This window comes from Streptomyces sp. NPDC001732 (assembly GCF_053596315.1).
The window spans coordinates 81,257-106,469 of record NZ_JBSFFY010000005.1 but is presented as its reverse complement, the minus strand read 5'-3'; the positions used below and the strand labels follow the sequence as shown (position 1 = coordinate 106,469).

The 25,213-nt window shown below is 71.5% G+C and carries 19 protein-coding genes and 3 tRNA genes; 10 read left to right on the top strand and 12 right to left on the bottom strand.

Annotation, left to right across the window (positions count from 1 at the left end; all coding sequences use genetic code 11):
• Window positions 1-87: 87 nt before the first annotated feature.
• On the top strand, window positions 88-342 hold the full coding sequence (locus tag ACWCXX_RS08205; protein ID WP_451125515.1) for a DUF3073 domain-containing protein: 255 nt from the start codon (window positions 88-90) through the stop codon (window positions 340-342).
• Window positions 343-588: 246 nt separating this feature from the next.
• Here ACWCXX_RS08205 and purM read toward each other — a convergent pair whose 3' ends face one another.
• The 4 genes from purM to ACWCXX_RS08185 form a co-directional block, all read right to left on the bottom strand.
• Window positions 589-1,662, bottom strand: coding sequence for a phosphoribosylformylglycinamidine cyclo-ligase (purM, locus tag ACWCXX_RS08200; protein WP_451125514.1), 1,074 nt, complete (start codon window positions 1,660-1,662; stop codon window positions 589-591).
• A gap of 60 nt (window positions 1,663-1,722) precedes the next feature.
• Window positions 1,723-3,249 carry an amidophosphoribosyltransferase gene (gene purF / locus ACWCXX_RS08195; protein WP_451125513.1) on the bottom strand — a complete coding sequence of 509 codons (1,527 nt, stop codon included), beginning with the start codon at window positions 3,247-3,249 and terminating at the stop codon, window positions 1,723-1,725.
• Window positions 3,250-3,802: 553 nt separating this feature from the next.
• On the bottom strand, window positions 3,803-4,603 hold the full coding sequence (locus ACWCXX_RS08190; protein WP_451125512.1) for a sterol carrier family protein: 801 nt from the start codon (window positions 4,601-4,603) through the stop codon (window positions 3,803-3,805).
• 199 nt (window positions 4,604-4,802) lie between these two features.
• Window positions 4,803-5,441 (bottom strand): TetR/AcrR family transcriptional regulator, encoded by a 639-nt coding sequence (locus ACWCXX_RS08185; RefSeq protein WP_451125511.1) that lies wholly within the window; start codon window positions 5,439-5,441, stop codon window positions 4,803-4,805.
• Window positions 5,442-5,562: 121 nt separating this feature from the next.
• Here ACWCXX_RS08185 and ACWCXX_RS08180 point away from each other — a divergent pair, with 121 nt between their 5' ends.
• Window positions 5,563-7,137, top strand: a complete 1,575-nt coding sequence (locus tag ACWCXX_RS08180) for an MFS transporter (protein WP_451125510.1) — start codon at window positions 5,563-5,565, stop codon at window positions 7,135-7,137.
• Between the two features lie 117 nt (window positions 7,138-7,254).
• On the opposite strand, the gene purL is transcribed toward ACWCXX_RS08180, so the two are convergent.
• The 3 genes from purL to purS are packed head-to-tail and all read right to left on the bottom strand — an operon-like array spanning window position 7,255 to window position 10,438.
• On the bottom strand, window positions 7,255-9,504 hold the full coding sequence (gene purL, locus ACWCXX_RS08175; RefSeq protein ID WP_451125509.1) for a phosphoribosylformylglycinamidine synthase subunit PurL: 2,250 nt from the start codon (window positions 9,502-9,504) through the stop codon (window positions 7,255-7,257).
• A complete protein-coding gene (purQ, locus tag ACWCXX_RS08170; protein ID WP_451125508.1) occupies window positions 9,501-10,181 on the bottom strand; it encodes a phosphoribosylformylglycinamidine synthase subunit PurQ in 681 nt (226 codons plus the stop codon). The genes purL and purQ overlap by 4 nt, the downstream gene beginning before the upstream one ends.
• Window positions 10,178-10,438: a phosphoribosylformylglycinamidine synthase subunit PurS gene (purS, locus tag ACWCXX_RS08165; RefSeq protein WP_037695153.1), complete on the bottom strand. Its 261-nt coding sequence runs from the start codon at window positions 10,436-10,438 to the stop codon at window positions 10,178-10,180. The genes purQ and purS overlap by 4 nt, the downstream gene beginning before the upstream one ends.
• A 392-nt stretch (window positions 10,439-10,830) precedes the next feature.
• Here purS and ACWCXX_RS08160 point away from each other — a divergent pair, with 392 nt between their 5' ends.
• The 8 genes from ACWCXX_RS08160 (at window position 10,831) to ACWCXX_RS08125 (ending at window position 16,004) form a co-directional block, all read left to right on the top strand.
• On the top strand, window positions 10,831-11,166 hold the full coding sequence (locus ACWCXX_RS08160) for a histone-like nucleoid-structuring protein Lsr2 (protein WP_451125507.1): 336 nt from the start codon (window positions 10,831-10,833) through the stop codon (window positions 11,164-11,166).
• A gap of 229 nt (window positions 11,167-11,395) precedes the next feature.
• A tRNA-Gly gene (locus tag ACWCXX_RS08155) sits at window positions 11,396-11,467 on the top strand.
• Window positions 11,468-11,562: 95 nt separating this feature from the next.
• Window positions 11,563-11,635: transfer RNA gene (locus ACWCXX_RS08150), tRNA-Gly, on the top strand.
• Between the two features lie 241 nt (window positions 11,636-11,876).
• Entirely contained in the window at window positions 11,877-12,905 is a 1,029-nt protein-coding gene (locus ACWCXX_RS08145; RefSeq protein WP_451125506.1) for an ABC transporter ATP-binding protein, read from the top strand.
• Window positions 12,902-13,768 (top strand): ABC transporter permease, encoded by an 867-nt coding sequence (locus tag ACWCXX_RS08140; RefSeq protein WP_451125505.1) that lies wholly within the window; start codon window positions 12,902-12,904, stop codon window positions 13,766-13,768. The genes ACWCXX_RS08145 and ACWCXX_RS08140 overlap by 4 nt, the downstream gene beginning before the upstream one ends.
• An 18-nt stretch (window positions 13,769-13,786) precedes the next feature.
• Window positions 13,787-15,301 (top strand): sensor histidine kinase, encoded by a 1,515-nt coding sequence (locus ACWCXX_RS08135; RefSeq protein WP_451125644.1) that lies wholly within the window; start codon window positions 13,787-13,789, stop codon window positions 15,299-15,301.
• Window positions 15,298-15,909: a response regulator transcription factor gene (locus tag ACWCXX_RS08130; protein ID WP_451125504.1), complete on the top strand. Its 612-nt coding sequence runs from the start codon at window positions 15,298-15,300 to the stop codon at window positions 15,907-15,909. Before ACWCXX_RS08135 ends, ACWCXX_RS08130 begins: the two co-directional genes overlap by 4 nt.
• A gap of 22 nt (window positions 15,910-15,931) precedes the next feature.
• Window positions 15,932-16,004, top strand: a tRNA-Gly gene (locus tag ACWCXX_RS08125).
• Window positions 16,005-16,065: 61 nt separating this feature from the next.
• On the opposite strand, the gene ACWCXX_RS08120 is transcribed toward ACWCXX_RS08125, so the two are convergent.
• From ACWCXX_RS08120 to ACWCXX_RS08100, 5 genes are all read right to left on the bottom strand, one after another.
• Window positions 16,066-16,980, bottom strand: a complete 915-nt coding sequence (locus ACWCXX_RS08120; RefSeq protein WP_451125503.1) for a phosphoribosylaminoimidazolesuccinocarboxamide synthase — start codon at window positions 16,978-16,980, stop codon at window positions 16,066-16,068.
• 192 nt (window positions 16,981-17,172) lie between these two features.
• Window positions 17,173-18,636 (bottom strand): N,N-dimethylformamidase beta subunit family domain-containing protein, encoded by a 1,464-nt coding sequence (locus tag ACWCXX_RS08115; protein WP_451125502.1) that lies wholly within the window; start codon window positions 18,634-18,636, stop codon window positions 17,173-17,175.
• Between the two features lie 206 nt (window positions 18,637-18,842).
• Entirely contained in the window at window positions 18,843-20,807 is a 1,965-nt protein-coding gene (locus tag ACWCXX_RS08110; RefSeq protein ID WP_451125501.1) for a hypothetical protein, read from the bottom strand.
• 648 nt (window positions 20,808-21,455) lie between these two features.
• Window positions 21,456-22,706, bottom strand: a complete 1,251-nt coding sequence (purD, locus tag ACWCXX_RS08105) for a phosphoribosylamine--glycine ligase (RefSeq protein WP_451125500.1) — start codon at window positions 22,704-22,706, stop codon at window positions 21,456-21,458.
• A 236-nt stretch (window positions 22,707-22,942) separates the two neighbouring features.
• The gene (locus ACWCXX_RS08100) at window positions 22,943-25,183 is read right to left on the bottom strand and encodes a DNA polymerase III subunit gamma and tau (protein ID WP_451125499.1); all 2,241 of its coding nucleotides are present in this window, start codon (window positions 25,181-25,183) and stop codon (window positions 22,943-22,945) included.
• Window positions 25,184-25,213 lie beyond the last annotated feature (30 nt).

Below are 25,213 nucleotides of genomic sequence, written 5' to 3'. Positions count from 1 at the left end.
GTCTCTCCATGCGAGAGTCCGTCCTGAAACATGAACGCGTGTCAAGACTCTGGGGCCGTCGAGCCCCGTCACCGAGGGGGTCGAGCCATGGGGCGCGGCCGGGCAAAGGCCAAGCAGACAAAGGTCGCCCGCCAGCTGAAGTACAGCACCGGCGGGACTGACCTGTCGCGTCTGGCCAATGAGCTGGGCGCATCGCCTTCGAGTCAGCCACCGAACGCGGAGCCGTTCGAGGACGACGAGGAGGATGACCCGTACGCACGGTACGCGGATCTGTACAACGACGACGAGGACGAGGACGAGGACGACAAGTCCGGTCCGTCGTCACAGCGCCGCGGCGCTTGACCTCGCGCTGACACATCAACCCGGTCCGGGGCTGCCCCGGGCCGGGTTCTGTGCTGCCCCGGCCCGGTTCTCCCGTTCGCACGGAATCCGGTGTCCACGAGGTGCTTCCCGACCGCCTGACCTGCTGGAATTCGCCTGACCTGCTGGAATTCCGACGGTCGGGGACTCCGCGCACACCGGGCGGTCCCGGTGTGCGCGTCCCTGTCGCACGTCTCGCACCAGGTCGGCCCGGTGTCCCGTCGGTCTCTAGCGGGCGTATTCGCCGACGAGCTCCGCACCCGAGGTGTGTGCCCCGCGCTCGACGATCTCGCCCGCGACCCAGGAATCGACCCCGCGGTCGGCCAGTGTCGTCAGTGCCACGTCCACGGACTCGGCCGGGACGACCGCGATCATGCCGACGCCCATGTTCAGCGTCTTCTCCAGCTCCAGCTGCTCGACCTGTCCCGTCCTGCCGACCACGTCGAAGACCGCGCCGGGCGTCCAGGTGGAGCGGTCGACCCTGGCGTGCAGTCCGTCCGGGATGACCCGGGCCAGGTTGTTGGCCAGGCCGCCGCCGGTGACATGGCTGAAGCCGTGCACCTCGGTCGTGCGGGTGAGGGCCAGGCAGTCCAGCGAGTAGATCCGGGTGGGCTCCAGGAGCTCCTCGCCGAGGGTGCGGCCGAACTCCTCGACCTGGCGGTCGAGCGACCAGCCGGCCCGGTCGAAGACGACGTGGCGAACGAGCGAGTACCCGTTGGAGTGAAGACCGGACGACGCCATGGCGATCACCACGTCGCCCTCGCGGATGCGGTCCGGGCCCAGCAGCCGGTCGGCCTCGACCACGCCCGTGCCGGCACCGGCGACGTCGAAGTCGTCCGGGCCGAGGAGGCCGGGGTGCTCGGCCGTCTCGCCGCCGACCAGAGCGCAGCCCGCCAGGACACAGCCCTCGGCGATGCCCTTCACGATGGACGCGACCCGCTCGGGGTGGACCTTGCCGACACAGATGTAGTCGGTCATGAACAGCGGCTCGGCGCCGCAGACGACCAGGTCGTCGACGACCATGCCGACGAGGTCGTGGCCGATGGTGTCGTACACGCCCATCTTGCGGGCGAGGTCGACCTTCGTGCCGACGCCGTCGGTGGCGGAGGCCAGCAGCGGACGCTCGTAGCGCTTGAGGGCCGAGGCGTCGAAGAGGCCGGCGAAGCCGCCGAGACCGCCGAGGCCCGCGACCTCGGGGCGCTGCGTCTTCTTCACCCACTCCTTCATCAGCTCGACGGCGCGGTCGCCGGCCTCGATGTCGACGCCCGCTGCCGCGTAGGAAGCACCTGTTGTCTCAGACATTGCCTGGGATCTTTCGTGTGGAGATACGGGGCTGGTGGCCGGGGGCGGACGGCAGGGCCGTCACGGACGGCGCAGCGCGTCGGTCGCGGCGGTCGCCGCCGGGCCTGCCGCCAGCTCGGTCTCCAGCAGCTGCTTGCCGAGCAGCTCCGGGTCCGGGAGCTCCATGGGGTACTCGCCGTCGAAGCAGGCGCGGCAGAGGTTCGGCTTGGCGATCGTGGTCGCCTCGATCATCGCGTCGAGCGAGATGTAGGCGAGCGAGTCCGCGCCCATCGACGTGCCGATCTCCTCGACCGACATGCCGTTGGCGATCAGCTCGGCGCGGGTGGCGAAGTCGATGCCGAAGAAGCAGGGCCACTTGACCGGCGGGGACGAGATCCGGATGTGGATCTCGGCGGCACCGGCCTCGCGGAGCATCCGGACCAGTGCGCGCTGGGTGTTGCCGCGGACGATCGAGTCGTCGACGACCACCAGACGCTTGCCCTTGATGACTTCCTTGAGCGGGTTCAGCTTGAGGCGGATGCCCAGCTGCCGGATGGTCTGGGAGGGCTGGATGAAGGTCCGGCCGACGTAGGCGTTCTTCACCAGTCCGGCGCCGAACGGGATGCCGCTGGCCTCGGCGTAACCGATCGCGGCGGGGGTGCCGGACTCCGGCGTCGCTATGACCAGATCGGCCTCGACCGGCGCCTCGGCGGCCAGCTTGCGGCCCATCTCCACCCGGGAGAGGTAGACGTTGCGTCCGGCGATGTCGGTGTCGGGGCGGGCCAGGTAGACGTACTCGAAGACACAGCCCTTGGGCTTCGCTTCCGCGAAGCGCGAGGTGCGCAGGCCGTTCTCGTCGATGGCGACGAGCTCGCCCGGCTCGATCTCGCGCACGAAGCTGGCGCCGCAGATGTCGAGGGCGGCGGTCTCGGAGGCCACCACCCAGCCGCGCTCCAGCCGGCCGAGGACCAGCGGGCGGATGCCCTGCGGGTCGCGGGCGGCGTAGAGGGTGTGCTCGTCCATGAAGACGAGCGAGAAGGCGCCCCGCACGTCGGGGAGCACCTTCGCGGCGGCCTCCTCGATGGTGAGCGGCTTGCCGTCGTCGTCGGTCTGGCCGGCGAGCAGGGCGGTCACCAGGTCGGTGTCGTTCGTCGCGGCGACCTGGGTGGCGCGGCCGTCCTTGCGGGGAAGGTCGGCGACCATCTCGGCGAGCTGGGCCGTGTTGACCAGGTTGCCGTTGTGGCCCAGGGCGATCGAGCCGTGCGCGGTGGCACGGAACGTCGGCTGCGCGTTCTCCCACACCGAGGCACCGGTGGTGGAGTAGCGGGCATGACCGACCGCGATATGGCCCTGGAGAGATCCCAGAGACGTTTCGTCGAAGACCTGCGAGACCAGTCCCATGTCCTTGAAGACCAGGATCTGGGACCCGTTGCTCACTGCGATGCCCGCGGACTCCTGTCCACGGTGCTGCAGGGCATACAGTCCGAAATAGGTGAGCTTGGCGACCTCTTCGCCCGGAGCCCAGACACCGAAGACGCCACAAGCGTCCTGGGGGCCTTTCTCTCCGGGGAGCAGGTCGTGGTTGAGTCGTCCATCACCACGAGGCACGCCACCGAGTGTAGGCGAGGTCGACCACTGGTCCGAATTCGGGACATCGCGCCGGACCACCGGGGAAGCGCTCCCAAAGGGGGTTCGGACCCCCTCCCGGATGATCACTCGGAGTGATCATCCACGGGGTCCGACGGGTGCGCAGGACGAGGCGCGGACCGGCCACAGAGCGGCGGCTGCGCGGCTCAACGCCCCTGAGACCGGCGAGTTCCGGCCACTTGGCACGGGGGTGCGCCGGGCCCGATGGTGGCGCTCGGTGAACCGGCCGACGGGCCGCCGCGAAACCCGTCCGAACGTACGTTTCGTGGCGAGCCTCACACCGAACATCTCCGTACCCGCCGGTTCGCGAACCGTGTCGCCGGGTCCACGAGTCATACGGTCCTACCGGCGGGCCCGAATCGTTCGCCGCCGTCCGGTGGGCCGGTAAGCCGGTAAACCAGTAAGCCGGTGGTCTGGCGGTCTGGCGGTCTGGCGGTCTGGCGGTCTGGCGGTCTGGCGGTCGATGATCCGGCGCCGGGCTGTCATGTGCCCGGCTGTCGGTGCCGGGGGCCGCTCAGCCCATCAGGGGGAGGAGGTCGGCGAGATCGGCACGTTCGCCGCTCGCGGAGACCTTCGCGGCGTCGAGCGCCCGCGCCCACTCCGTACGGCCGGTGGCAAGGCCGATCCAGGTGAGCGGGTCGGTCTCGACGACGTTGGGCGGCGTGCCGCGGGTGTGCTTGGGGCCCTGTACGCACTGGACCACGGCGAACGGCGGGACACGCACCTCGACCGAACCGCCCGGCGCCTTCTCCGCGAGGGCGTCGGCGAGCAGCCGGGTGCAGGCGGCGAGCGCCTGCCGGTCGTACGGGACGTCTAGGCCGGTCGCCTCGTTCAGGTCGCCGGTGTGCACGACGAGCTCGACGGTACGGGTGACGAGGAAGTCGGCCAGCCGCATCGCGCCGACCCGGGTCGACAGCAGCCGGTCGTCGGGGGCGCCGGGTACCAGCTCCTCGAACCGCCCGGCGACCTGCCCGTACAGCGCGTCCAGGTCCGGGTGCTCCGCGGCGAGCGCCCTGGTGTCGTCGGCGATGCGGGCGGCCCGGTCCGCGGTCGAGAACGGCCAGGCGAGGAGCGTCAGATCGGGCTTCGCCACGGCGGGCGGCGGCAGCTCCAGGTTCCGGGTGACGTGCGAGAGCGCCATGGTCAGGTGCACGGCCAGTTCGCGCACGGTCCAGTCGCCGAGCCGGGTCGGCAGCGCGAGCTGCTCGGGCGTCAGGGTACGGACGGCTTCGCGGACGTGGGCGAACTGCGCCAGGACCGCGCTGCGGGTCCGGGCCGGGTCGTAGCGACGGGCACGTTTCTGGGACGGCGGCATGCCCGGGAGCCTACGGCCTGCCTCGCGCCCCGGGCGGGGCCTGCGAGGCGCTCGACCAAGAAGCAGGGCCTGCGGACCGGGCGGCTGGACGAAGCCGGGAGGTCAGGCCCGCGGGCCGGCCCAGGGACCCGGGTCCGCGGGCCGGACCGGAGACCTGGCTTCCCGGTCCCGTCGCCCTGCCCGGTCGGCCGCCGTCTTCTCAGTTCCGGATCGCGAAGTCGCCCAGTCCGCCGGCCAGGAGGCCGAAGCCGCGTTCGGCGAGCGCGGCGGCGTCCGGGGCGATCGTGTCGGCCGAGTCGCCCTCCAGCAGCCGCTGCTGGTTCGCCTGGATGAGGGAGTTGCGGGTGCCGATCAGCTGGGCCGCCGCGATCCGGGCGATCGGCGGTTCCTGCCCCTCCTCGACCAGCACCTCGGCGAGCAGTTCGAAGGAGCGCATGGAGAACGAGTGGGCCCGTATCAGCAGCGCCGGGGTCTCCTGGATCAGCCGGCGCACTTCGAGCACCATCGGCAGGTCGCTCATCCCGACCGAGGGGTCGCGGCGCTCGATCGCGTCCAGGAACTGGTCGCGCGCGGCGACCAGGGCGGACTCGCCGGGGGCCCGGTCCCGTACCACCTGCGCGACGTCGCCGACGTGCTCCTCCATGGGCGAGAGGACCAGGTCCTCCTTGCTCGCGAAGTAGTTGAAGACCGTCATCTTCGAGACCTCGGCCACCTCGGCGATCTCGGCGACCGAGACCTTGTCGAAGCCGCGCTCGGCGAAGAGCTCGGTGGCCGCGGTCAGCAGACGGTGGCGCGTCTGGAACTTCTTGCGCTCGCGCAGGCTCATCCCCTCGGTCATGACATCACTGTACCAGGATGAAAGTTAAGCCAGGATTAATTCTTGACTCGATACATTTTCTTGGGTCGTGGTGGTGCCCGAACTCGGCGGTGCCATGCCGCCCGGGGAGGGGAGATCCGTCATGCCCACAGCAATGACCGACCGTCAGCGGCTGGTCGGCTTCGTGCTCTGCATCGTCACGATCCTGCTGGCCGTGCTCGACACGAACATCGTTTCCTCGGCGACGGTGCCGATCGTCAGCGATCTCGATCCGGCGCACGGCGTCGACAAGATCCCCTGGCTGATGGCCGCGTACCAGCTCGCCGCGACCGCGGCCCTGCCGTTGTACGGGAAGCTCTGCGACGTACTCGGCGCCAAGAAGGTCTTCATCGGGGCCGTCGCCGCTTTCCTCGTCGGCTCGGCGCTGTGCGGACTGGCCGGTTCCATGGACGAGCTGATCGCCGCCCGCGCGCTCCAGGGCATCGGCGGCGGCGGGCTGATGAGCGTCACCATGGTCGTACTGCGCGAGCTCAAGGGCCCCGAGGACGACGACAACGAGAGCGGCGGCAAGGGCGGCAGCGTCGGCGGGCTCGTCGGGGGTGCCGGAATGGCGCTCGGGCCGTGGCTCGGCGGGCTGCTCGCCGACCACGCCGACTGGCGGTGGATCTTCCACGTCAATCTGCCCGTCGGCCTCGCCGTCCTGACCGCCGCGGTCTGCGTGCTGAAGCTGCCCGCGCGCACCGCCCGCCGCACGATCGACTTCCTGGGCGCCGGGCTCGCCGCCGCCTTCTCCACCGCGCTGCTGCTGGTCACCCAGTGGGGCGGCAAGGACTACGCCTGGTCCTCCCCGCAGATCGTGGGGCTGATCACGGGCAGCGCCGTCCTGCTCGTCCTCTTCCTGCGCCGCCAGCTCACCGCGGCCGAACCGGTGCTCCCGCTCACCACGTTCAAGATCCGCGAACTCCAATACGGCTTCGCCGTCCAGGGCCTGGGCGGCGCCGCCATGATGGGCTCGCTGATCTACGTGATGATCTATCTCCAGGTCGTGCGGGGCATCGCCGCCTCCTCCGCCGGGCTCTTCCTGATCCCGATGGCGATCGGCATGACGGCCGTCGGGCTGCTCTCCGGCAGGCTCACCTCGGCCGACTGGTCGCAGAAGACCTTCGTCGTCGGCGGAAGCGCCTGCGCCTGTGCCGCCCTGGCCCTGCTCGCCACGCTCACCACGGACACCAGCCTCTGGGCGGTCCGCGCCATGATGCTGCTGATGGGCCTCGGCTTCGGACAGCTCGTCGGGCAGCTGATCCAGCTGGTCCAGGACACGGCGCCCGCCGGTCAGCTGGGCGTGGCCCCCACCGGTGTCCGGTTCTTCCAGACCCTCGGCGGCGCCCTGGGCGCGGCTGTCTTCGGCACCGTGCTCAGCCGGATGTACGCGGCCCGCGGCCCCGGCGGCACGACCATCACCATCGACCGGCTGTCCGGCCCCGCCCACCAGCAGGCGATGGATGCCTTCGTCTCGTCGATGAACGTGGTCTTCTGGGCCGCGGCCGGGCTGATGCTCCTGGCGACCGCCCTGGCGGTCCGGCTCCCGTCCCGGCGCGAACCGAACCCGGCGGACGGGGCGCCCGGGAGGGACGAGATGGACAGGACGGCCCTCTCGGGCACGGCCGACCCGGCCGACCCGGACGGCGAACAGCGGCCCGCCCCGGCAGCCGCGTGACGCACCTGCCCGCACGCACACGGGGACGGCCCCGCCCACGGATGGGCGGGGCCGTCCCCGTCACGAACGAACCATCGCCGTCACGAACAGACCGTCGTCGTCACGGACGAACCGTCGTCAGGCGAGCAGGCCCGGGATGGTCTCCTCGTGCGCGGTGCGCAGCTCGCTCAGCGGAATGCCGAACTCGCCCTGGACCTCGATCTCCTCGCCGTCCACGACACCGATCCGGGCGACGGGCAGTCCCCGCGCCCCGCACATGTCGTTGAAGCGGAGTTCCTCGCTCCGGGGGACGGAGACGACCGCACGCCCCGCCGACTCGGAGAAGAGGAAGGTGAACGCGTCCAGTCCGTCCGGCACGACCAGCCGGGCACCCTTCCCGCCGCGCAGGCAGGATTCGGTGACCGCCTGGATCAGACCGCCGTCGGAGAGGTCGTGCGCCGCGTCGATCATGCCGTCGCGGGAGGCCGAGATCAGAATCTCGGCGAGCAGCTTCTCGCGGCCCAGGTCCACCTTGGGCGGCATGCCGCCGAGGTGGCCGTGGACGACCTCGGACCAGGCCGAGCCGCCGAACTCCTCGTGCGTGTCGCCCAGCAGGTAGAGGAGCTGGCCCTCTTCCGCGAAGGCGACCGGCGTACGCCGGGTGACGTCGTCGATCACACCGAGCACGGCCACGACCGGCGTCGGGTGGATCGCCGTCTCACCGGTCTGGTTGTACAGCGAGACGTTGCCGCCGGTGACCGGGGTGCCCAGCTCCAGGCAGCCGTCCGCCAGACCGCGGGTGGCCTCGGCGAACTGCCACATGACGTCCGGGTCCTCCGGCGAACCGAAGTTCAGGCAGTCCGAGATCGCGAGCGGCTTGGCACCGGAGGCGGCGACATTGCGGTACGACTCCGCCAGCGCGAGCTGCGCGCCGGTGTACGGGTCGAGCTTGGCGTACCGGCCGTTGCCGTCGGTCGCCATGGCCACGCCCAGGTTCGACTTCTCGTCGATCCGGACCATGCCGGCGTCCTCGGGCATCGCGAGCACGGTGTTGCCCTGCACGAACCGGTCGTACTGGTCCGTGATCCAGGACTTCGACGCCTGGTTCGGGGAAGCGACCAGCTTGAGGACCTGCTCGCGCAGCTCGGCGCCGTTCGCCGGACGGGCCAGCTTGCCGGCGTCGTCGGCCTGGAGCGCGTCCTGCCACGACGGGCGGGCGAACGGGCGGTGGTACGTCGGGCCCTCGTGGGCGACGGACCGCGGCGGCACGTCCACGATCTGCTCGCCGTGCCAGAAGATCTCCAGCTGCGAGCCCTCGGTCACCTCACCGATGACGGTGGCGATGACGTCCCACTTCTCGCAGATCTCCAGGAAGCGGTCGACGTGCTGAGGCTCGACGATCGCACACATGCGCTCCTGCGACTCGCTCATGAGGATTTCCTCGGGCGAGAGGGAGGAGTCGCGCAGCGGCACGGTGTCCAGTTCCACGCGCATGCCGCCGGAACCGGCGGAGGCCAGCTCGGACGTGGCGCAGGAGAGCCCGGCGCCGCCGAGGTCCTGGATGCCCGCGACGAGCTTCTCCTTGAAGATCTCCAGGGTGCACTCGATGAGGAGCTTCTCCTGGAACGGGTCGCCGACCTGGACGGCCGGACGCTTGGCCGGGCCGGTCGACTCGAAGGTCTCCGAGGCCAGCACGGAGACGCCGCCGATGCCGTCGCCGCCGGTGCGGGCGCCGTAGAGGATCACCTTGTTGCCGGGGCCGGAGGCCTTGGCCAGGTGGATGTCCTCGTGCTTCATCACGCCGATGCAGCCGGCGTTGACCAGCGGGTTGCCCTGGTAGCAGGCGTCGAAGACGACCTCGCCGCCGATGTTCGGCAGACCCAGGCAGTTGCCGTAGCCACCGATGCCCGCGACGACGCCCGGCAGGACGCGCTTGGTGTCGGGGTGGTCGGCCGCACCGAAGCGCAGCGGGTCGACGACGGCGACCGGGCGGGCACCCATGGCGAGGATGTCGCGGACGATGCCGCCGATGCCGGTGGCCGCGCCCTGGTAGGGCTCGATGTACGAGGGGTGGTTGTGCGACTCGACCTTGAAGGTGACCGCGTACCCCTGGCCGACGTCGACCACACCGGCGTTCTCGCCGATGCCGACGAGCATCGCGTCGTTGGCGGGGGCCTTCTCGCCGAACTGCTTGAGGTGGACCTTGCTGCTCTTGTACGAGCAGTGCTCGGACCACATCACGGAGTACATGGCGAGCTCGGCGCCGGTGGGACGGCGGCCCAGGATCTCGCGGATCCGGGCGTACTCGTCCTCCTTGAGGCCGAGCTCCTTCCAGGGCTGCGCGGTGTCCGGGGTTTCGGCCGCGTGCTTGACCGTGTCCAGGCTCATGCGTTGACCAGCTTCTTGATGATCGAGGTGAAGAAACCGAGGCCGTCGGTGCGGCCGGTTCCGATCAGCGGCTCGACGGCGTGCTCCGGGTGCGGCATCAGGCCGACGACATTGCCCGCGGCGTTGGTGATGCCCGCGATGTCGCGCAGCGAGCCGTTGGGGTTCATGTCCAGGTAGCGGAAGGCGACCCGGCCCTCCGCCTCCAGCTCGTCGAGCACGCGCTCGTCGGCGACGTAACGCCCGTCCATGTTCTTGAGCGGTACGGAGATCTCCTGGCCCGCGGCGTAGTCCGAGGTCCAGGCGGTCTCCGCGTTCTCGACGCGCAGCTTCTGGTCGCGGCAGATGAAGTGCAGGTGGTTGTTGCGCAGCATCGCGCCGGGCAGCAGGTGCGCCTCGGTCAGGATCTGGAAGCCGTTGCAGATGCCGAGGACCGGCATCCCCGCCTTCGCCTGTTCGATGATGGTCTCCATGACCGGCGAGAAGCGGGAGATGGCACCGGCCCGCAGATAGTCGCCGTAGGAGAAGCCGCCCGCCAGAATGACCGCGTCGACCTGGTGCAGGTCCTTGTCGCGGTGCCACAGCGATACGGGTTCGGCGCCCGCGACCCGTACGGCCCTCAGGCTGTCCTTGTCGTCGAGCGTGCCGGGAAAGGTGACGACTCCGATACGAGCAGTCACTTCGACTCCTCGGCCTTCTCCACCTTCACGGTGAAGTCCTCGATGACGGTGTTGGCGAGGAAAGTCTCGGCCATCTCGTGAATGCGGCCGAGGGCGGCGTCGTCGACCGGCCCCTCTACCTCCAGCTCGAAACGCTTTCCCTGACGTACGTCCGCGATTCCCTCGAAGCCGAGACGGGGCAGTGCGCGCTGCACCGCCTGTCCCTGCGGGTCGAGGATCTCGGGCTTGAGCATGACGTCGACTACGACGCGTGCCACTGGCACTCCCGGTGGTGGTGTGGTGCGGCTGTTTCTCCGGGGGGCTCCCCAGACCCCCGCAGGTCCCCTCAGCGTACCTGGCCGGAAATTCTACGCGAGTAGATATCACAAACCCCCGATCACGTCGAGATATCGACGACAACGGATGGGGAAAGTCCTGCAAAAAAAATCCTCACCATCAGCACACATAGAAGGCTGACACGCGGATGCAATTGGGCGGGCTTCACAATGCGGCGCCCACCGCTGTACAAATGATTACCGGGGAATGCAGCATTGCCCCTAAACGGCCGACAACCGTCGGCCCCGTATCCGCCGGACAGGCCCTGGCAGCCAGTAGGCCGACATCAGCGCATGGTCGGAAGCGCCGATGCCGCAGGAAAGGACCGATATCCGTGGCTCAGCGCGTAGTGGTCACGCTCTTCGACGACATCGACGGGGGAGCAGCGGCGGAAACGGTCACGTTCGCCCTGGACGGTAAGTCGTACGAGATCGACCTCAATCCATCCAATGCGAAGAAACTGCGCAAGGCCCTCGCCCCGTACATGGCGGCCGGCCGGAAGCAGCCGAGCGGTGGGCGGCACGGCAAGAAGCCCGTGGCGTACCGGCACACGTCGCTCGCCCCCGACCCGGCGGCCGTGCGCGCCTGGGCCCGCTCCCACCGGATGGACGTGCCGGCCCGCGGCCGCATCCCGAAGAAGGTCTACGAGGCGTTCCGCGAAGCGAGTTGAGCCGGGGCGGTCCGGGGCCCCCGGTGCGGCCGGGCGGGCGACCGTCGGCGGCCCCGCGGCACCACCCGCCCGGACCTGCCGGAACACCCCTCGGGGCCGGCCGGAACGCCTTCCGGAGCACCCCGCGGCGACACCGCGCGGGCACCGACTTGCGCTACACCCCCGCAGGTCGGCTAAAGTCTGGAGCACGCCGAGGGGCAAGGCCGAAAAGCCGAACCCCACGCAGCGTGCGGGTGTAGTTCAGTAGCAGAACATCCCCCTTCCAGGGGGAAGGCGCAGTGTGCAATTCCTGTCACCCGCTCTGCATCACTCTTAACAACCACTCCGGTGGATCGGGTAGAGTGTTGCTCGCACCGCACAACGAACTCCTTCGGGAGTACAATGAGCGGCAGCAATGCGGACGTGGCTCAGTTGGTAGAGCATCACCTTGCCAAGGTGAGGGTCGCGAGTTCGAATCTCGTCGTCCGCTCTTGATTGGATTGTTGAAGGCCCTGGTCGAAATCGACCAGGGCCTTCTCCGTGTTCTCACCCGATCGCCCTCACTCTTGCTCTCGCCCGCGTCCCCCGCCCTCGTTCGGGACGCGCGCGACCGTCGCTGTGGCTGCGGCTGTGACGTGCGTGACTGTTGAGGTCCGCCTCATGACGTTTGTCATGCGCAGTGGTGACAGCCCGCACTGAGCGCGGCGCCGATCCGGCGGGAGTCTGAGGACATGACCAGCGACGAGATTCCCGGCGACCGCGCGGGCGGCACCGCAGCCGATCCCGTGACCGATTCCACGGCCGGCCACAGCGCCGGTTCCCCCGCCGTTCCTGTGGCCGGGCCCGTCATCGAGGCCGACGGTGTGCACCGCAGCTACACGGGCGGTTTCGAGGCCGTGGCCGGTGTCTCCTTCTCCGTGGGGCGCGGCGAGTTGTTCGCCCTGCTCGGCACGAACGGCGCCGGAAAGACCTCCACCGTCGAACTGCTGGAGGGTCTGGCCGCGCCCGACGCCGGTGCGATACGGGTGCTCGGCCACGACCCGTTCCGCGAGCGCGCCCTCGTCCGGCCGCGGATCGGGGTGATGCTCCAGGAGGGCGGCTTCCCCTCCGATCTGACGGTCACCGAGACCGTACGGATGTGGGCGGGGTGCACCAGCGGCGCCCGGCCGGCGGGCGAAGCGCTGGACCTGGTCGGCCTCTCCCACCGGGCCCGGGTGCGGGTCAAACAGCTCTCCGGCGGTGAGCGGCGCCGCCTCGACCTGGCGCTGGCCCTGCTCGGCCGGCCCGAGGTGCTGTTCCTGGACGAGCCGACCACCGGGCTCGACGCCGAAGGGCGGCGCGACACCTGGGAGCTGGTGCGTGAGCTGCGCGACGGCGGCACCACCGTCCTGCTCACCACGCACTACCTGGAGGAGGCCGAGACACTCGCCGACCGGCTGGCGATCATGCACCGGGGGCGGATCGTGACGGCGGGCACCACCGCCGAGGTGACGGCCGCCCGCCCCTCCCGCATCCGCTTCGAGCTGCCCGAAGAGGTCCCGGCGGCACGAATACCGCTGACACTGCGGGCCGCCGCCGAGGGACGCCGGATCGAGATCCGCACCCACCGGCTGCAGGAGTCCCTGGACGAACTGCTGACCTGGGCGAGGCAGTCGGACGTCCGGCTGCTTGGCCTCGACGCCCGGTCGGCCTCGCTCGAAGAAGCATTTCTCGACATCGCGCAGAGCGCGACGGAGAACGGAAAGGCGGCTGTGCGATGACCACCGCGAAGACCGGCCCCACCACCGGCCCCACCACCGGGACACGAACCGGCACGACCACCGCGGCGGACGGCCCGGCCCGGCCGGGGCGGGCGGCGGCCACGACGACCCGGGACCGGCTGACCGCCCTCGGACGCGCCGAGGTCGCCCTGCTCACCCGCAACCGGACGGCCATGTTCGTCGCGCTGCTGATGCCCGCCGTCATGGTCCTGGCGATGAGGGCGGCGCTCAAGCCGTCCGTTCTCGACGGGACCGGACTGAGCATCGCCGGAGCGGCACTCACCGGCGGCATCGGCATCGTGCTGATACAGGCCGTCTACATGAACCTGGTCTCGTCCTACGTGGCCCGGCGCGAGGACCTGGTCCTGAAGCGGCTGCGCACCGGCGAGATCACCGACCGGGAGATACTCACCGGGACCGCGCTGCCGTCGGCCGTGCTGGCGCTGGCGCAGACCGTGGTGATCATCGTGGCCGGGACGGTCTTCTTCGACCTCGGCACACCGGAGCGGCCCGACCTGCTCCTGGCGGGTCTGCTGCTGGGCGTGGTGATGCTGACGGCGCTGGCCGGGGCCACCTCGACGATCACCCGTACGGTGCAGACGTCTCAGCTCACCACCCTCCCGTTGTTCTTCATATCGATGATGGGCTCGGGGCTCTTCGTGCCGCTGGAGGTCATGCCCGACCGGATGGCGGCGGTGTGCGAACTGCTGCCGGTGACCGGTGTGATGACACTCGTCCGGGCCGGCTGGCTGGGCGGAGCCGAGGGCTCCGACCTGCTCGTTGCCGCTCTGACGGGTCTGGCCTGGACCGCATTCGCCGTGTTTGCTGTGCAACGTTGGTTCCGCTGGGAACCACGACGCTGAGGGGGACGTGCCGTGTCGGTGCTCGTGCGGGGCTGGCGCCGCAGCTGGCAGCAGCGCAGCAAGCTGGAGCGGATCGATCTGTACTCGCGGCTGACCATTTCGGTGCTGCCCTGGTTCTTCACCCTGTCGTGGCAGCTGGTCCCCTTCAAGTCGGACATCCGCCACGAGCCGCTCCCACTGGTCCTGGGCGTGGCCCTGCTGATCGTGAGCCTCGTGCAGTGCCTGCTGAGCAACCGCAACGTACAGGCGTCGTACGAGCACTACCTCGGCGTCTCCGTCTTCCCCCGGAGCCGACAAGCGACGCCCATGGCGCTGGTGCTGGTGAACCTGGGGCTGCTGACGGCCCTGGTCGGGGTGGACGGGGTGAGCAACTCGGGGCTGCTCGTCATGGCCATGAACATGCCGGTGGCGTTCGCGATGACACAGAACCTGCTGGTCCCGGTCCGCACCTTCCTGGTCCAGTCGTTCGCCCTCGCAGCGCTGAGCGTCGGCGCCCTCGCCGCGGTCGGGGTGCGGAGCGGAGTGCTGGTCGGGGTGGTGCTGACGACGCTCCTGGGCTGCCTGCTCACCCTGGTCTCCGTACGGCCCAGCGCCTGGAGCCTGAGTGTGATGTGGCAGGCCGAGGAGGCCCGGGAGCTGCAGGCCCGGCTCGCGGTCGCCGAGGAGCGGCTGCGGTTCGGCCGGGACATGCACGACGTCCTGGGCCGCAATCTCGCCGTGATAGCGCTGAAGAGCGAACTGGCCGTGGAGCTGGCCCAGCGCGGCAGGCCGGAGGCGGTGGACCAGATGGTCGAGGTGCAGCGCATAGCACGCACCTCGCAGCAGGAGGTGCGCGATGTCGTACGGGGGTACCGGGAAGCCGATCTGAGTACGGAACTGGCCGGGGCCCGAGGGGTGTTGAACGCGGCTGGGATCGGGTGCGAGGTGCTGGGGGACGTCGGCGGGGAGCTGCCCGCGCCCGTGCAGTCGGCGCTCGGCTGGGTCGTGCGGGAGGCGGCCACCAATGTGCTGCGGCACGGTGATCCGCGCCACTGCACGATCCGGCTCAGGTCCTCGGCAAACGCGGTGGTGCTCCAAGTGGAGAACGACGGAGTGAGGGGGCCCGTGGCGGGACCGGACGGGGGCGCCGGGGCGGCCGGCGGCTCCGGACCGGGTGGTTCCGGGCTGGCCGGGCTGCGGGAGCGGCTCCGCGCGCTGGGGGGTTCGCTGGACGCGGGCCCGGCGGGCAGCGGCTCGTTCCGGCTCACGGCGACGATCCCGCTGCCCGGCACGGAAACCCGGACACCCTCCCGCGCGAAGCCGGGTGCGGACGCGGGCACAGGCACAGGCACAGGCACAGGCACAGGCACAGGCACAGGCACAGGCACGGAAACGAAGCCGGACGCGAGAACGGCATCGGAGAAGGAGGCAGCGCCCGGGAAGAGAACGGCACCGGGGAAGAGACCGGCGGCGGGGGCGGAAACGAAGGCGGACGAAGCACGGGCGGTCTCGGGGGCCGCGGCGCCCACCGCCCTCCGGGAGGAACGACGATGACGGCCGTGCGGGTGCTGCTCGCCGACGACGAGCACCTGATCCGTGGCGCGCTGGCCGCGCTGCTGGCCCTGGAGGACGACCTCGTGGTGGTCGCGGAGGCGGCGACCGGGCCGGAGGCGCTGGCCATGGCGCGGGCCCACCGGCCCGATGTGGCGGTCCTCGACCTGGACATGCCCGGCACCGACGGTGTGAGTGTCGCCACATCGCTGCGGACCGAACTGCCCGACTGCCGGACGATGATCGTGACGAGCCACGGCCGGCCCGGACACCTCAAGCGGGCACTGGCGGCAGGAGTGCGGGCCTTCGTCCCGAAGACCGCCAGCGCCCGTCAGCTGGCCGGGATCATCCGCACGGTGCATGCCGGAAACCGTTATGTGGACCCGGAGTTGGCGGCCGACGCGATCTCTGCGGGGGACTCGCCGCTGACCGCCCGCGAGACCGAGGTGCTGGAACTCGCGGCGGACGGGGCGCCCGTCGCGGAGATCGCGGAACGGGCTTCGCTGTCGCAGGGAACCGTCCGGAATTACCTGTCGGCGGCCGTCTCGAAGCTCGGGGTGGAGAACCGGCATGCCGCAGTGCGTCACGCACGGGAGCGAGGATGGGTATAGTGGTTCTCGCGCTTCGGCGCTTGCGGACGTAGCTCAGTTGGTAGAGCGCAACCTTGCCAAGGTTGAGGTCGCCAGTTCGAACCTGGTCGTCCGCTCGGTTCAGCAAGAAGCCCCCGGCCTTCCGGCCGGGGGCTTCTTCGTGTCTGTCGGGCAGTCCTACTGCCAGGGCGTTCCGGTGAGGAGTTCGTACGCCTCCAGGTACTTCGCCCGGGTCGCGTCCACGATCTCCTGGGGCAGGGCCGGGGGCGGCTGCTCGCTCCTGCGGTCCCAGCCGGAGGCCGACGAGGTCAGCCAGTCGCGCACGAACTGCTTGTCGTAGCTGGGCTGGGCCCGGCCCGGCTCCCAGCCGGACACCGGCCAGAAGCGCGAGGAGTCCGGGGTCAGCACCTCGTCCGCGATGATCAGTTCCTCGCCGCCGTCGGCCGCGGGCGCGAAACCGAACTCGAACTTCGTGTCGGCGAGGATGATCCCGCGCTCGCGCGCGATGTCACGGGCCCTGCCGTACACGTCCAGCGTGGTGCGGCGCAGCCGGTCGGCGGTCTCCTCGCCGACCTGGCGGGCCACCTCCTCGTAGCTCACGTTCTCGTCGTGGTCGCCGACGGCCGCCTTGGTGGCGGGGGTGAAGATCGGCTCCGGGAGTTCGGAGCCGTCGACGAGGCCCTCGGGCAGCGGGAGGCCGCAGACCGTGCGGGACTCCTTGTACTCGACGAGGCCGGAGCCGGTGAGGTAGCCGCGGGCGACGCACTCGACCGGGACCATCCGCAGCGACTTGCAGATCAGGGTGCGGCCGGCCCAGTCGGCGGGGGCCCCGAGGGGAAGCTCCGTGGACAGGACGTGGTTCGGCACGAGGTCGGCGAGCTGGTCGAACCACCACAGCGAGAGGCGGGTGAGCACCCGGCCCTTGTCCGGGATCTCGGTCGGCAGGACCCAGTCGTACGCGGACATGCGGTCGCTGGCGACCATGACGAGGTCGCCCGCCTCGTTCCGGTACAGGTCGCGCACCTTGCCCGTGTGCAGGTGGGTGAGCCCCGGGACCTGCACTGGTTCGGGCTTTTCTACAAATCCGGACACGCTGCCTCCGCGTAGGTTGATCCAGGAGTCGTACCGATTCTCCCGTATCGGGCGCGGTGGAGTGGAGCGGGGGCGTCCGCAGCGCCGACTGCCGTACCGTCGGGGGCTTTTCGGGCCGTGCACGCGGGCCACTCGGGACTCACGGGCTCACAGGCTCGGGCGCCGCAGGCGTGGGTCGCAGGCGTGGGCCGCTCAGTCGCGCTTGCAGATGCGGTCGAGGAGATTGGCCGTGGCTCGCTGGATGCGGGGATCGACGTGGCCGGGGCGGTCCAGGGCCGGGGACCAGGCGAAGGTGCCCGAGGCGAAGACGATGGCGCCGGACGGGGCACGGTACACGGACGTCTCCTGATGGCGTCTGGCGCCTTCGCCGTCCAGGTACGGGGAGTGGGCGAGCAGGATGCGGTTCTCGTGCTCGGGGAGCGCGGTGCGCGGGAAGTAGCGGTCGGCCTCGCCCGCGACCAGTCCGTCGAGTTCGTCACCCTCGCGTGCGCCCGTCGCCTCCCACAGCCAGTGCTCGGCGTTCCGCACGACCAGGGGGTGCGGATCGGGCACCCGGCCCGCGTACTGGATGCCCAGGACCTGCTGCTCGGGGCGGTCGATCTCGCGCCAGAGCGCGGGCTTCCCCGGGCCGCGGCGTTTTCGGCAGGTGAGCAGACGGTCCGGGACACCCGACGGCGACGGGGAGAGGCTGACCTGCCAGTACATGGTGTTCGCGGAGAGGAACACCAGTGAGGTGCCGCCGTCGCGAGCGCGTTCGACGGTACGGCGCATGGGCACCGACCAGTACTCGTCGTGGCCGGGGAAGACCAGGCCCCGGTAGCGGCTCGGGTCGACGCGGCCCGCGTGCAGATCGCGGGTGTCCGCGTACGCGATGTCGTAGCCGTACCGCTCGGCCCAGCGGATGAAGTCGTAGGCGTGCCCGACGTGCAGCGGCAGGCCGGCGCCCGCGTAGGGACGGTCGAAGGAGACCGTGACCGCGGCGTCCTCCTCGCCCAGGAGCCGGCCCTGCTCGTCCCAGGCGTGGTAGAGGCTGGCGCCGGTACGGCCGTCCTCCGGGTAGAGGTTGTACGCCTGCCAGGTGACGTCCGGCAGCACCAGCAGCAGATCGGCCGGGTGCTCGTCGCGAACCGTGAACGGGATGTGGGAGCGGTATCCGTCGACCGTGGTGAGCACGGCCACGTACGCGCCGATCGACCAGTAGCTCGGGATCTGCAGACGCCAGGACTGCCACCAGTGGTGGCAGGAGACGGTGCGGTCGGCGGCGAGCGGGGCGGGCTGCACGATGCCGGAGAGCCGGGGGCTCGTGGTGATCTTCGCGGCGCCGTCGCCGCCGTAGTGACCGATGCGGTAGATGTCCACGGAGAACTGCTGGGGCGGGTCCACGGTGATGTGGAAGTCGATCGCCTCGCCGGGGGCCGCGGCGCCCGTGGAGATGAACCCCTTGATCTGCCGGTGCACGTCGTCGGCGGTACGGGTGCCGCCGTCGGTGGAACCGCGGGTCAGGGTGGGGTCGGCGTACCAGGGGACGACCTGCCCGGTGTCGTCGAAGTAGTTCTCGCTGCCGCGCAGCCAGGGCAGGGGGCCCTGACCGAAGGGGTCGGAAACGGCGTGCGCGAGGGCACCCGACTCCCACCTCCGAATCTGCTCCGCCCCCATACCGTCCCCTCCCTCAGCTCCCCCGCAACAACAGTCGAGCCACCCGTGGCCATGCGTCATCAGTGCGCCCACAGTGATGTGTCGACTGTCAGCGTCGATCCCCAGCACATCACATAACGCATGCAGTTCGTCACCGTTCGTCGCGAATTGACGTGAACGGAATGCACTCTTCCGAGTGTTGAGGTGTGACGGAACGGACCTGTGTGTCAGACGAGGCGTACGGGCTTGTCGGTGCGTACGCCGACCGAGGTGAGCCAGGATCTCAGCGGTTCCGCGTCCCCGTCCTCGACCAGGCTGAGGACGGGGCCGCCCAGATCCGCCCGGTGCTCGCCGTCGACCAGCAGGGCGGGGCCGTCGAGCCAGTCGAGACCGGGCGCCGCGCCCGCCGTGTCCACCGCGGCGCAGCAGACCATCGCCACGACGTGGTCGGTGAGCAGCTCCGTACCCGTACGGGGCGGCTGGAGCGGAAGGAACGGGAGGGGGTCGGAGCCCCAGAGGTCCGGGGCGGGGCCGGTCGCGCTGCCCGGCCCGCTCGTTCCGGTGACCGCGCCGGGGGCGGCCGGGGCGGCGCCGTGCGGGGCCTGCCGGGCCGCCGCGGCCTCCTCCCGGGCCATCGCGGCGCTGATCCCGGCGGCGAGCGCCTCACCGCTCCCGGTGCGGCCCTCCAGATGATCGACGACCCGGGCCAGCGTGGGCACACCCGTGTCGACGGAGCAGGCGCTGCGGGGCAGACCGCCGGAGCCGGGGCCGACGGGAACACCGGGGGCAGCGGAAGCACCGGAGGTGACAGGGGCAGCAGGGGCAGCGGAGGTGGCAGGGGCGGCGGAAGTGGCGGGGGCCGCGTCCGGGGTGCTCATCGAGTCGAGGACCTGGTGCAGACGCGCGGCCTCGGTGCGCCACTTCCGGTCCACCACCTCTTCCGGGTACTGCTGCCAGTCGACCGGCGACCAGTCGGCCCCCGTCCGGGCGGGGCCGCCGTGGAACAGCCGGGCGGCCAGCAGCGAAGCGGCCTCGTCGGCGGCGCCCGGCTCCTCCAGCAGGTCGCAGGCCGGGCGCTCGCCGAGCCGCGAGGTGAACCCGTCGGCGAGCCGGTCGCGCCGGGAGAGTTCGGTGAGGGCGGAGACGACACCGGCGTCCAGCCGGGACGGCCAACGGCCCATCCGCCAGGCGGGCAGCGCGACCCGGGTGAGCAGCCGGTCCCAGCCCGCGTAGGCGAGACCGACCTGCTCCTGGGCGACGATCCGCAGACCGTGGTCCACGTCCTGGGCGCGGGCCGACGCGGCGGCGGCGACGCCCCGCTCCATCTCCGCCGCGTGGTTGTGGCAACTGCGCAGCAGCAGCCTGGCGATCCAGCCGACGAGGACGCGGGGCACTCTGCGCACCCCGGCCAGCGGCCCCGGCACGGGCACGGCCGCATCGGCGACCACACCGTCCAGCCCCCGTACGAAACGGCGGGCCGCAGCTATGTCGGGATGCGCGGAGGGGCCCGTGCCCGCGACGACCGGGGCGAGCACCGCCCGTAGCTCCGCGACCCTCATCCACCACAGGAACGGCGAGCCGATGACCAGCACCGGGGCCGCCTGGACCCGGCGACGGCGGCCGGGCCGACCCGCCCCGGAGCGCCGGAAGACCCCGGGCGCGGACCGCCCCGGCGGGGGCGGCGCGGGAGCGACGACGCCATGGGGCGCTGCGGACGCTGCGGTGGCCCCGGAGACCGGCGCGGAAGGGCCTCCCGGGGCCTCGGCCGGCTGCGCCGAGGGGTGCGTACGGTCCTCCAACCAGCTGTCGCAGTCGGGCGTCAGAGCTATCGCGGAGGGCGCGGGCACCCCGAGCCGGTCGGCGAGGTCCCTGACCAGGCGGTAGAGGTCGGGGGCGGCGTCCTCGGCGAGCGGGACGGTCGGGCTGACCGCCGGCTTCGCCCGTACGATCGCGGCCCCGACTGCGGCGGCGAGCAGGAGCACGACGATCGCGCAGACCGTCACGACCCGGCGGGCCGTGTCCCAACCACTGCCCACGGCATGGCCCTGGGCGCCCGCCACGAGCAGGACGACGGCCACCGCCGCCGGCAGGATCGCGGCGGCCGTCGCCCTGCCGCGGATCCTCAGGAGGGCAAGAGCTCGTGCGCGCGCACTCGACGTACCCGGCTCCTCATTCGTACCGATACCGGACATGGCCGGACGTCACCCCCTCTGTCCCCGCAGCGGTGTTCCTCACTCCCCCACTGTGACACCCGTCACTGACATCGCAATGCCAGTGGGCCAAGTGCCGGAATGCTTGCGCCGCACCCTAGTTGGGGCCCCGGCAGGCGTCATCCGGATGGCGCAGTCGTCACTCGATGGAATGGCTTTGGGCAAAGGTGCTGGCGCGCTGCCGCCCTTGGGGCATCGACACGTCCCGGCATGCTGCGGCGCGGCACACGGAGCGGTGTGCCGCGTGACGTACGGGACAGTGTGCGGTGCGCCGTACGGGGCGGTGCACGGGGCGGTGCGCGGTGCGTCGCACGGGGTGCACCGGAGCCGGGAGGGGATGGTGTGAGGCGGGCAGGCCGGTGAGCCTGCCCCGCCTCGCACTCCCACCGTCTTCCGACCGGCCGGCGCCCCGGGCCCTCGGGCCTCCCGGATTTCCCCGAGTCGCCCAGGCGCCCCGGGTGTCCTCAGGTCTCCCGGATGCCCTCAGGTCTCCCGAGTGCCCGAGTGCCCGAGTGCCCGGGTGCCCGCGGGCCCCACGCGCCTCTCCGGACTCCCGTGCACTCCCCCGTACTCCCCTCGTACATCCCCGGGTTCCCGGGCGCTCCCGCGGATTCCTCCGGGTGGCCGGTTTCAGGCCCCTGCGGCCTTGCGGGCGATGTCCGTGCGGAACTGCGAGCCGTCGAGCCGGATCCGGCCCGCGGCCGTGTAGGCGCGCTCGCGGGCCTCGGCGAGGTCCTTGCCGGTCGCGGTCACGGACAGCACCCGGCCACCCGCGCTGACGATCGTGTCGCCGTCCTTCTTCGTGCCGGCGTGCAGGACGTACGCGTGCGGGGCATCCTGTGCCGCCACGTCGTCGAGCCCCTCGATCGGGTCACCGGTGCGCGGCGTGCCCGGGTAGTTGTGCGAGGCGATGACCACGGTGACGGCGGCCTCGTCGCGCCACGTGAGCGGGGGCAGCTCGTCGAGGGTGCCGTTGGCGGAGCCCAGCAGGACACCGGCCAGCGGGGTCCGCAGACGGGCCAGGACCACCTGGGTCTCGGGATCGCCGAAACGGGCGTTGAACTCGATCACCCGGACACCGCGCGAGGTGATCGCGAGGCCCGCGTACAGCAGTCCGGAGAAGGGGGTGCCGCGGCGGCGGAGCTCGTCGACGGTCGGCTGGAGCACCGTCTCCATGACCTCGTCGACCAGCTTGGGGTCGGCCCACGGAAGGGGGGAGTAGGCGCCCATGCCGCCGGTGTTCGGGCCCTCGTCGCCGTCCAGGGCGCGCTTGAAGTCCTGCGCGGGCTGGAGCGGCAGGACGGTGGTGCCGTCCGTGATCGCGAAGAGGCTCACCTCGGGGCCGTCGAGGAACTCCTCGATGACCACGCGGTCGCAGGCCAGGGCGTGGGCGCGGGCCGCCTCGATGTCGCCGGTGACGACGACGCCCTTGCCCGCGGCGAGCCCGTCGTCCTTGACGACGTACGGGGCGCCGAAGGCGTCGAGGGCGGTGTCGATCTCCGCCGGGGTGGTGCAGACGTAGCTGCGGGCGGTCGGGACGCCCGCCCCGGCCATCACGTCCTTGGCGAACGCCTTGGAGCCCTCCAGCTGGGCCGCCTCCCGGGAAGGGCCGAAGCAGGGGATGCCCGCGGCGCGCACGGCGTCGGCGACCCCGGCGACGAGCGGCGCCTCCGGGCCGACGACCACCAGTTCGGCGCCCAGGTCGGTGGCGAGGCGCGCGACGGCGTCGCCGTCGAGGGCGTCGACCGGGTGCAGTTCGGCCACCTCCGCGATGCCGGCGTTGCCGGGAGCGCAGTACAGAGCGGTGACCTCGGGGTCGAGGGACAGAGAGCGGCACAGGGCGTGTTCGCGGGCGCCGCCGCCGATGACGAGGACCTTCACGAGGTGCAGCCTAACCGCCGGGGCGCGACCCCCTCGACGCGCGCCGCCCCGTGGACACCCCTGCGATCCGGCCGCTGCACCCGCGCGCGGGCGATCCGGCCGAGCCGCGCCGCGGCCCGTCGGAGGCCGGGAGCGAGGGACGCCGGGAAGGGGTTCGTCGTCGGCCCGCCCGGACTCCCCGGAACGCCGCGCCCCGCCCCTTCTCTCCGCTCGCCCCCGCTCTCTTCCGCCCGCTTCTACTCGTTGGTGTACTCCTCGACGACCGTGGCCCCCAGTTCACGGACGATCAGCTCGTGCCCGGAGAGCGCCGAATCGACGAGATCCGGGTCGTCGGCCTCGGGGATGTCGTCCTCGGGAGCGACCGCGTGCGGCGCTTCGGGCGCGGAGTACGGCTGGGGCGCGGACTGCACGGCGGGCGCGGCACCCGGCTGCTGAGACTGCGGCTGCGACTGGTGCGGGGCAGCGGCGGGGGCGGGCCGGGGCTCGTAACTCTGCTGAGGCGCGGGAGCCGGACGCTGTGCCATGGGCGGGGCGGCTGCGGAGGGACGCCCCCCACCGATCGGCGGGGGTGTGCCGGCGCCCCCCGACGGGTCGACGATCGCCTCGATCTTCCACTGCGCGTTGAACCGCTCGGCGAGTGCCTGCTTCAGCACGTCCTCGCTGCCGCTGCTCGCGAAGTTGTCGCGCGCGCCCGCGTTGAGGAAGCCGATCTGCAGGGTGCTGCCGTCGAAGCCGGTGACCTGGGCGTTCTGGCTGAGCAGGATCCAGGTGAACCGGCGACGGTTCTTCACCGCCTCCAGGATGTCCGGCCACATGTTCCGCACCTGGCCGGCGCCCTGGGCCATTCCCGGGCTCGGCTCGGCGGCGGGCGCCGGGGTCGCGGGCGCGGCCTGGACCGGCGCGGCCTGCGGGGCGGGCGACTGACCGGGAGCGGAAGCGGTCGGCCAGCCACCGGGGCGGCGTCCCGACTCCGGCGCGGCCGCGGTGGGCCAGGCCCCGGGACGCTGGCCACCCGCGGGAGCCGGGGTCCCGCCCGACGGCTGCTGGGCGGCCGGAGCCACGGGCTGCGCGGGAGCCGCGGACGGTACGGGAGCCGCAGGCTGTGCGGCAGCGGGCGGTGCGGCCGGAGCGGTCGGAGCGGTCGCGGGGGCAGGGACGGGGGTGGGCGCGGGGGCCTCGCCCCGTACCGCCGCACGCGCGGCAGCGGGCCCACCGCCGGGCGGCACGGGCGGGGCGGCGGCGGGGGCGGGTGCGTGGGCCAAGGCCTCCGGTCCGGGTACGTACCCCATGGCGGGGCCCGGCCCGGTGGTCGCGAAGGAGGCGCCGCGCTCCAGCCGGTCGAGCCGGGCCTGGAGCGAACGCTCGTCGTCGAAGGCCGCGGGAAGCATCACCCGGGCGCAGATCAGCTCGACCTGGAGCCGCGGCGAGGTCGCCCCGCGCATCTCCGTGAGCCCCGCGTTGACCAGGTCGGCGGCTCGGCTCAGCTCGGCGGCGCCGAAGACGGACGCCTGGGCCTGCATCCGCTCCACGACATCGGCGGGGGCGTCGATCAGCCCCTTCTCCCCCGCGTCCGGCACGGCGGCCAGGATCACCAGGTCGCGCAGCCGCTCCAGGAGATCGGCGACGAAGCGGCGCGGGTCGTTGCCGCCCTCGATCACCCGGTCCACGACCTCGAACGCCGCGGCCCCGTCGCCCGCCGCGAAGGCGTCCACGATCGAGTCGAGCAGCGAGCCGTCGGTGTAACCGAGCAGCGAGGTCGCCATGGCATATGTCACACCGTCGTCGCCCGCCCCGGCGAGCAACTGGTCCATCACCGACATCGAGTCACGCACGGACCCGGCACCGGCCCGCACGACCAGCGGCAGCACCCCGTCCTCGACGGGACTGTTCTCCTTGCCGCAGACCTCGGAGAGGTACTCGCGCAGCGTCCCCGGCGGCACGAGCCGGAAGGGGTAGTGGTGCGTACGCGACCGGATGGTGCCGATGACCTTCTCGGGCTCGGTGGTCGCGAAGATGAACTTGAGGTGCTCCGGCGGCTCCTCGACCACCTTCAGCAGGGCGTTGAACCCCGCCGAGGTGACCATGTGCGCCTCGTCGATGATGTAGATCTTGTAACGACTGGAGGCGGGCCCGAAGAACGCCTTCTCCCGCAGATCACGGGCGTCGTCCACGCCACCGTGCGATGCGGCGTCGATCTCGATGACGTCGATCGACCCCGGCCCGTTGCGCGAGAGGTCCCGGCATGACTGGCACTCCCCGCACGGCGTGGGGGTGGGTCCCTGCTCGCAGTTCAGACAGCGGGCCAGGATGCGTGCGCTGGTCGTCTTGCCGCACCCGCGCGGACCGCTGAACAGGTACGCGTGATTGACCCGGTTGTTCCGCAGGGCCTGCTGCAGCGGGTCGGTGACATGCTCCTGCCCGATGACCTCGGCGAACGACTCGGGGCGATAGCGGCGGTACAGCGCAAGGGACGACACACATACGAGGTTATCCGGGCCGACTGACAA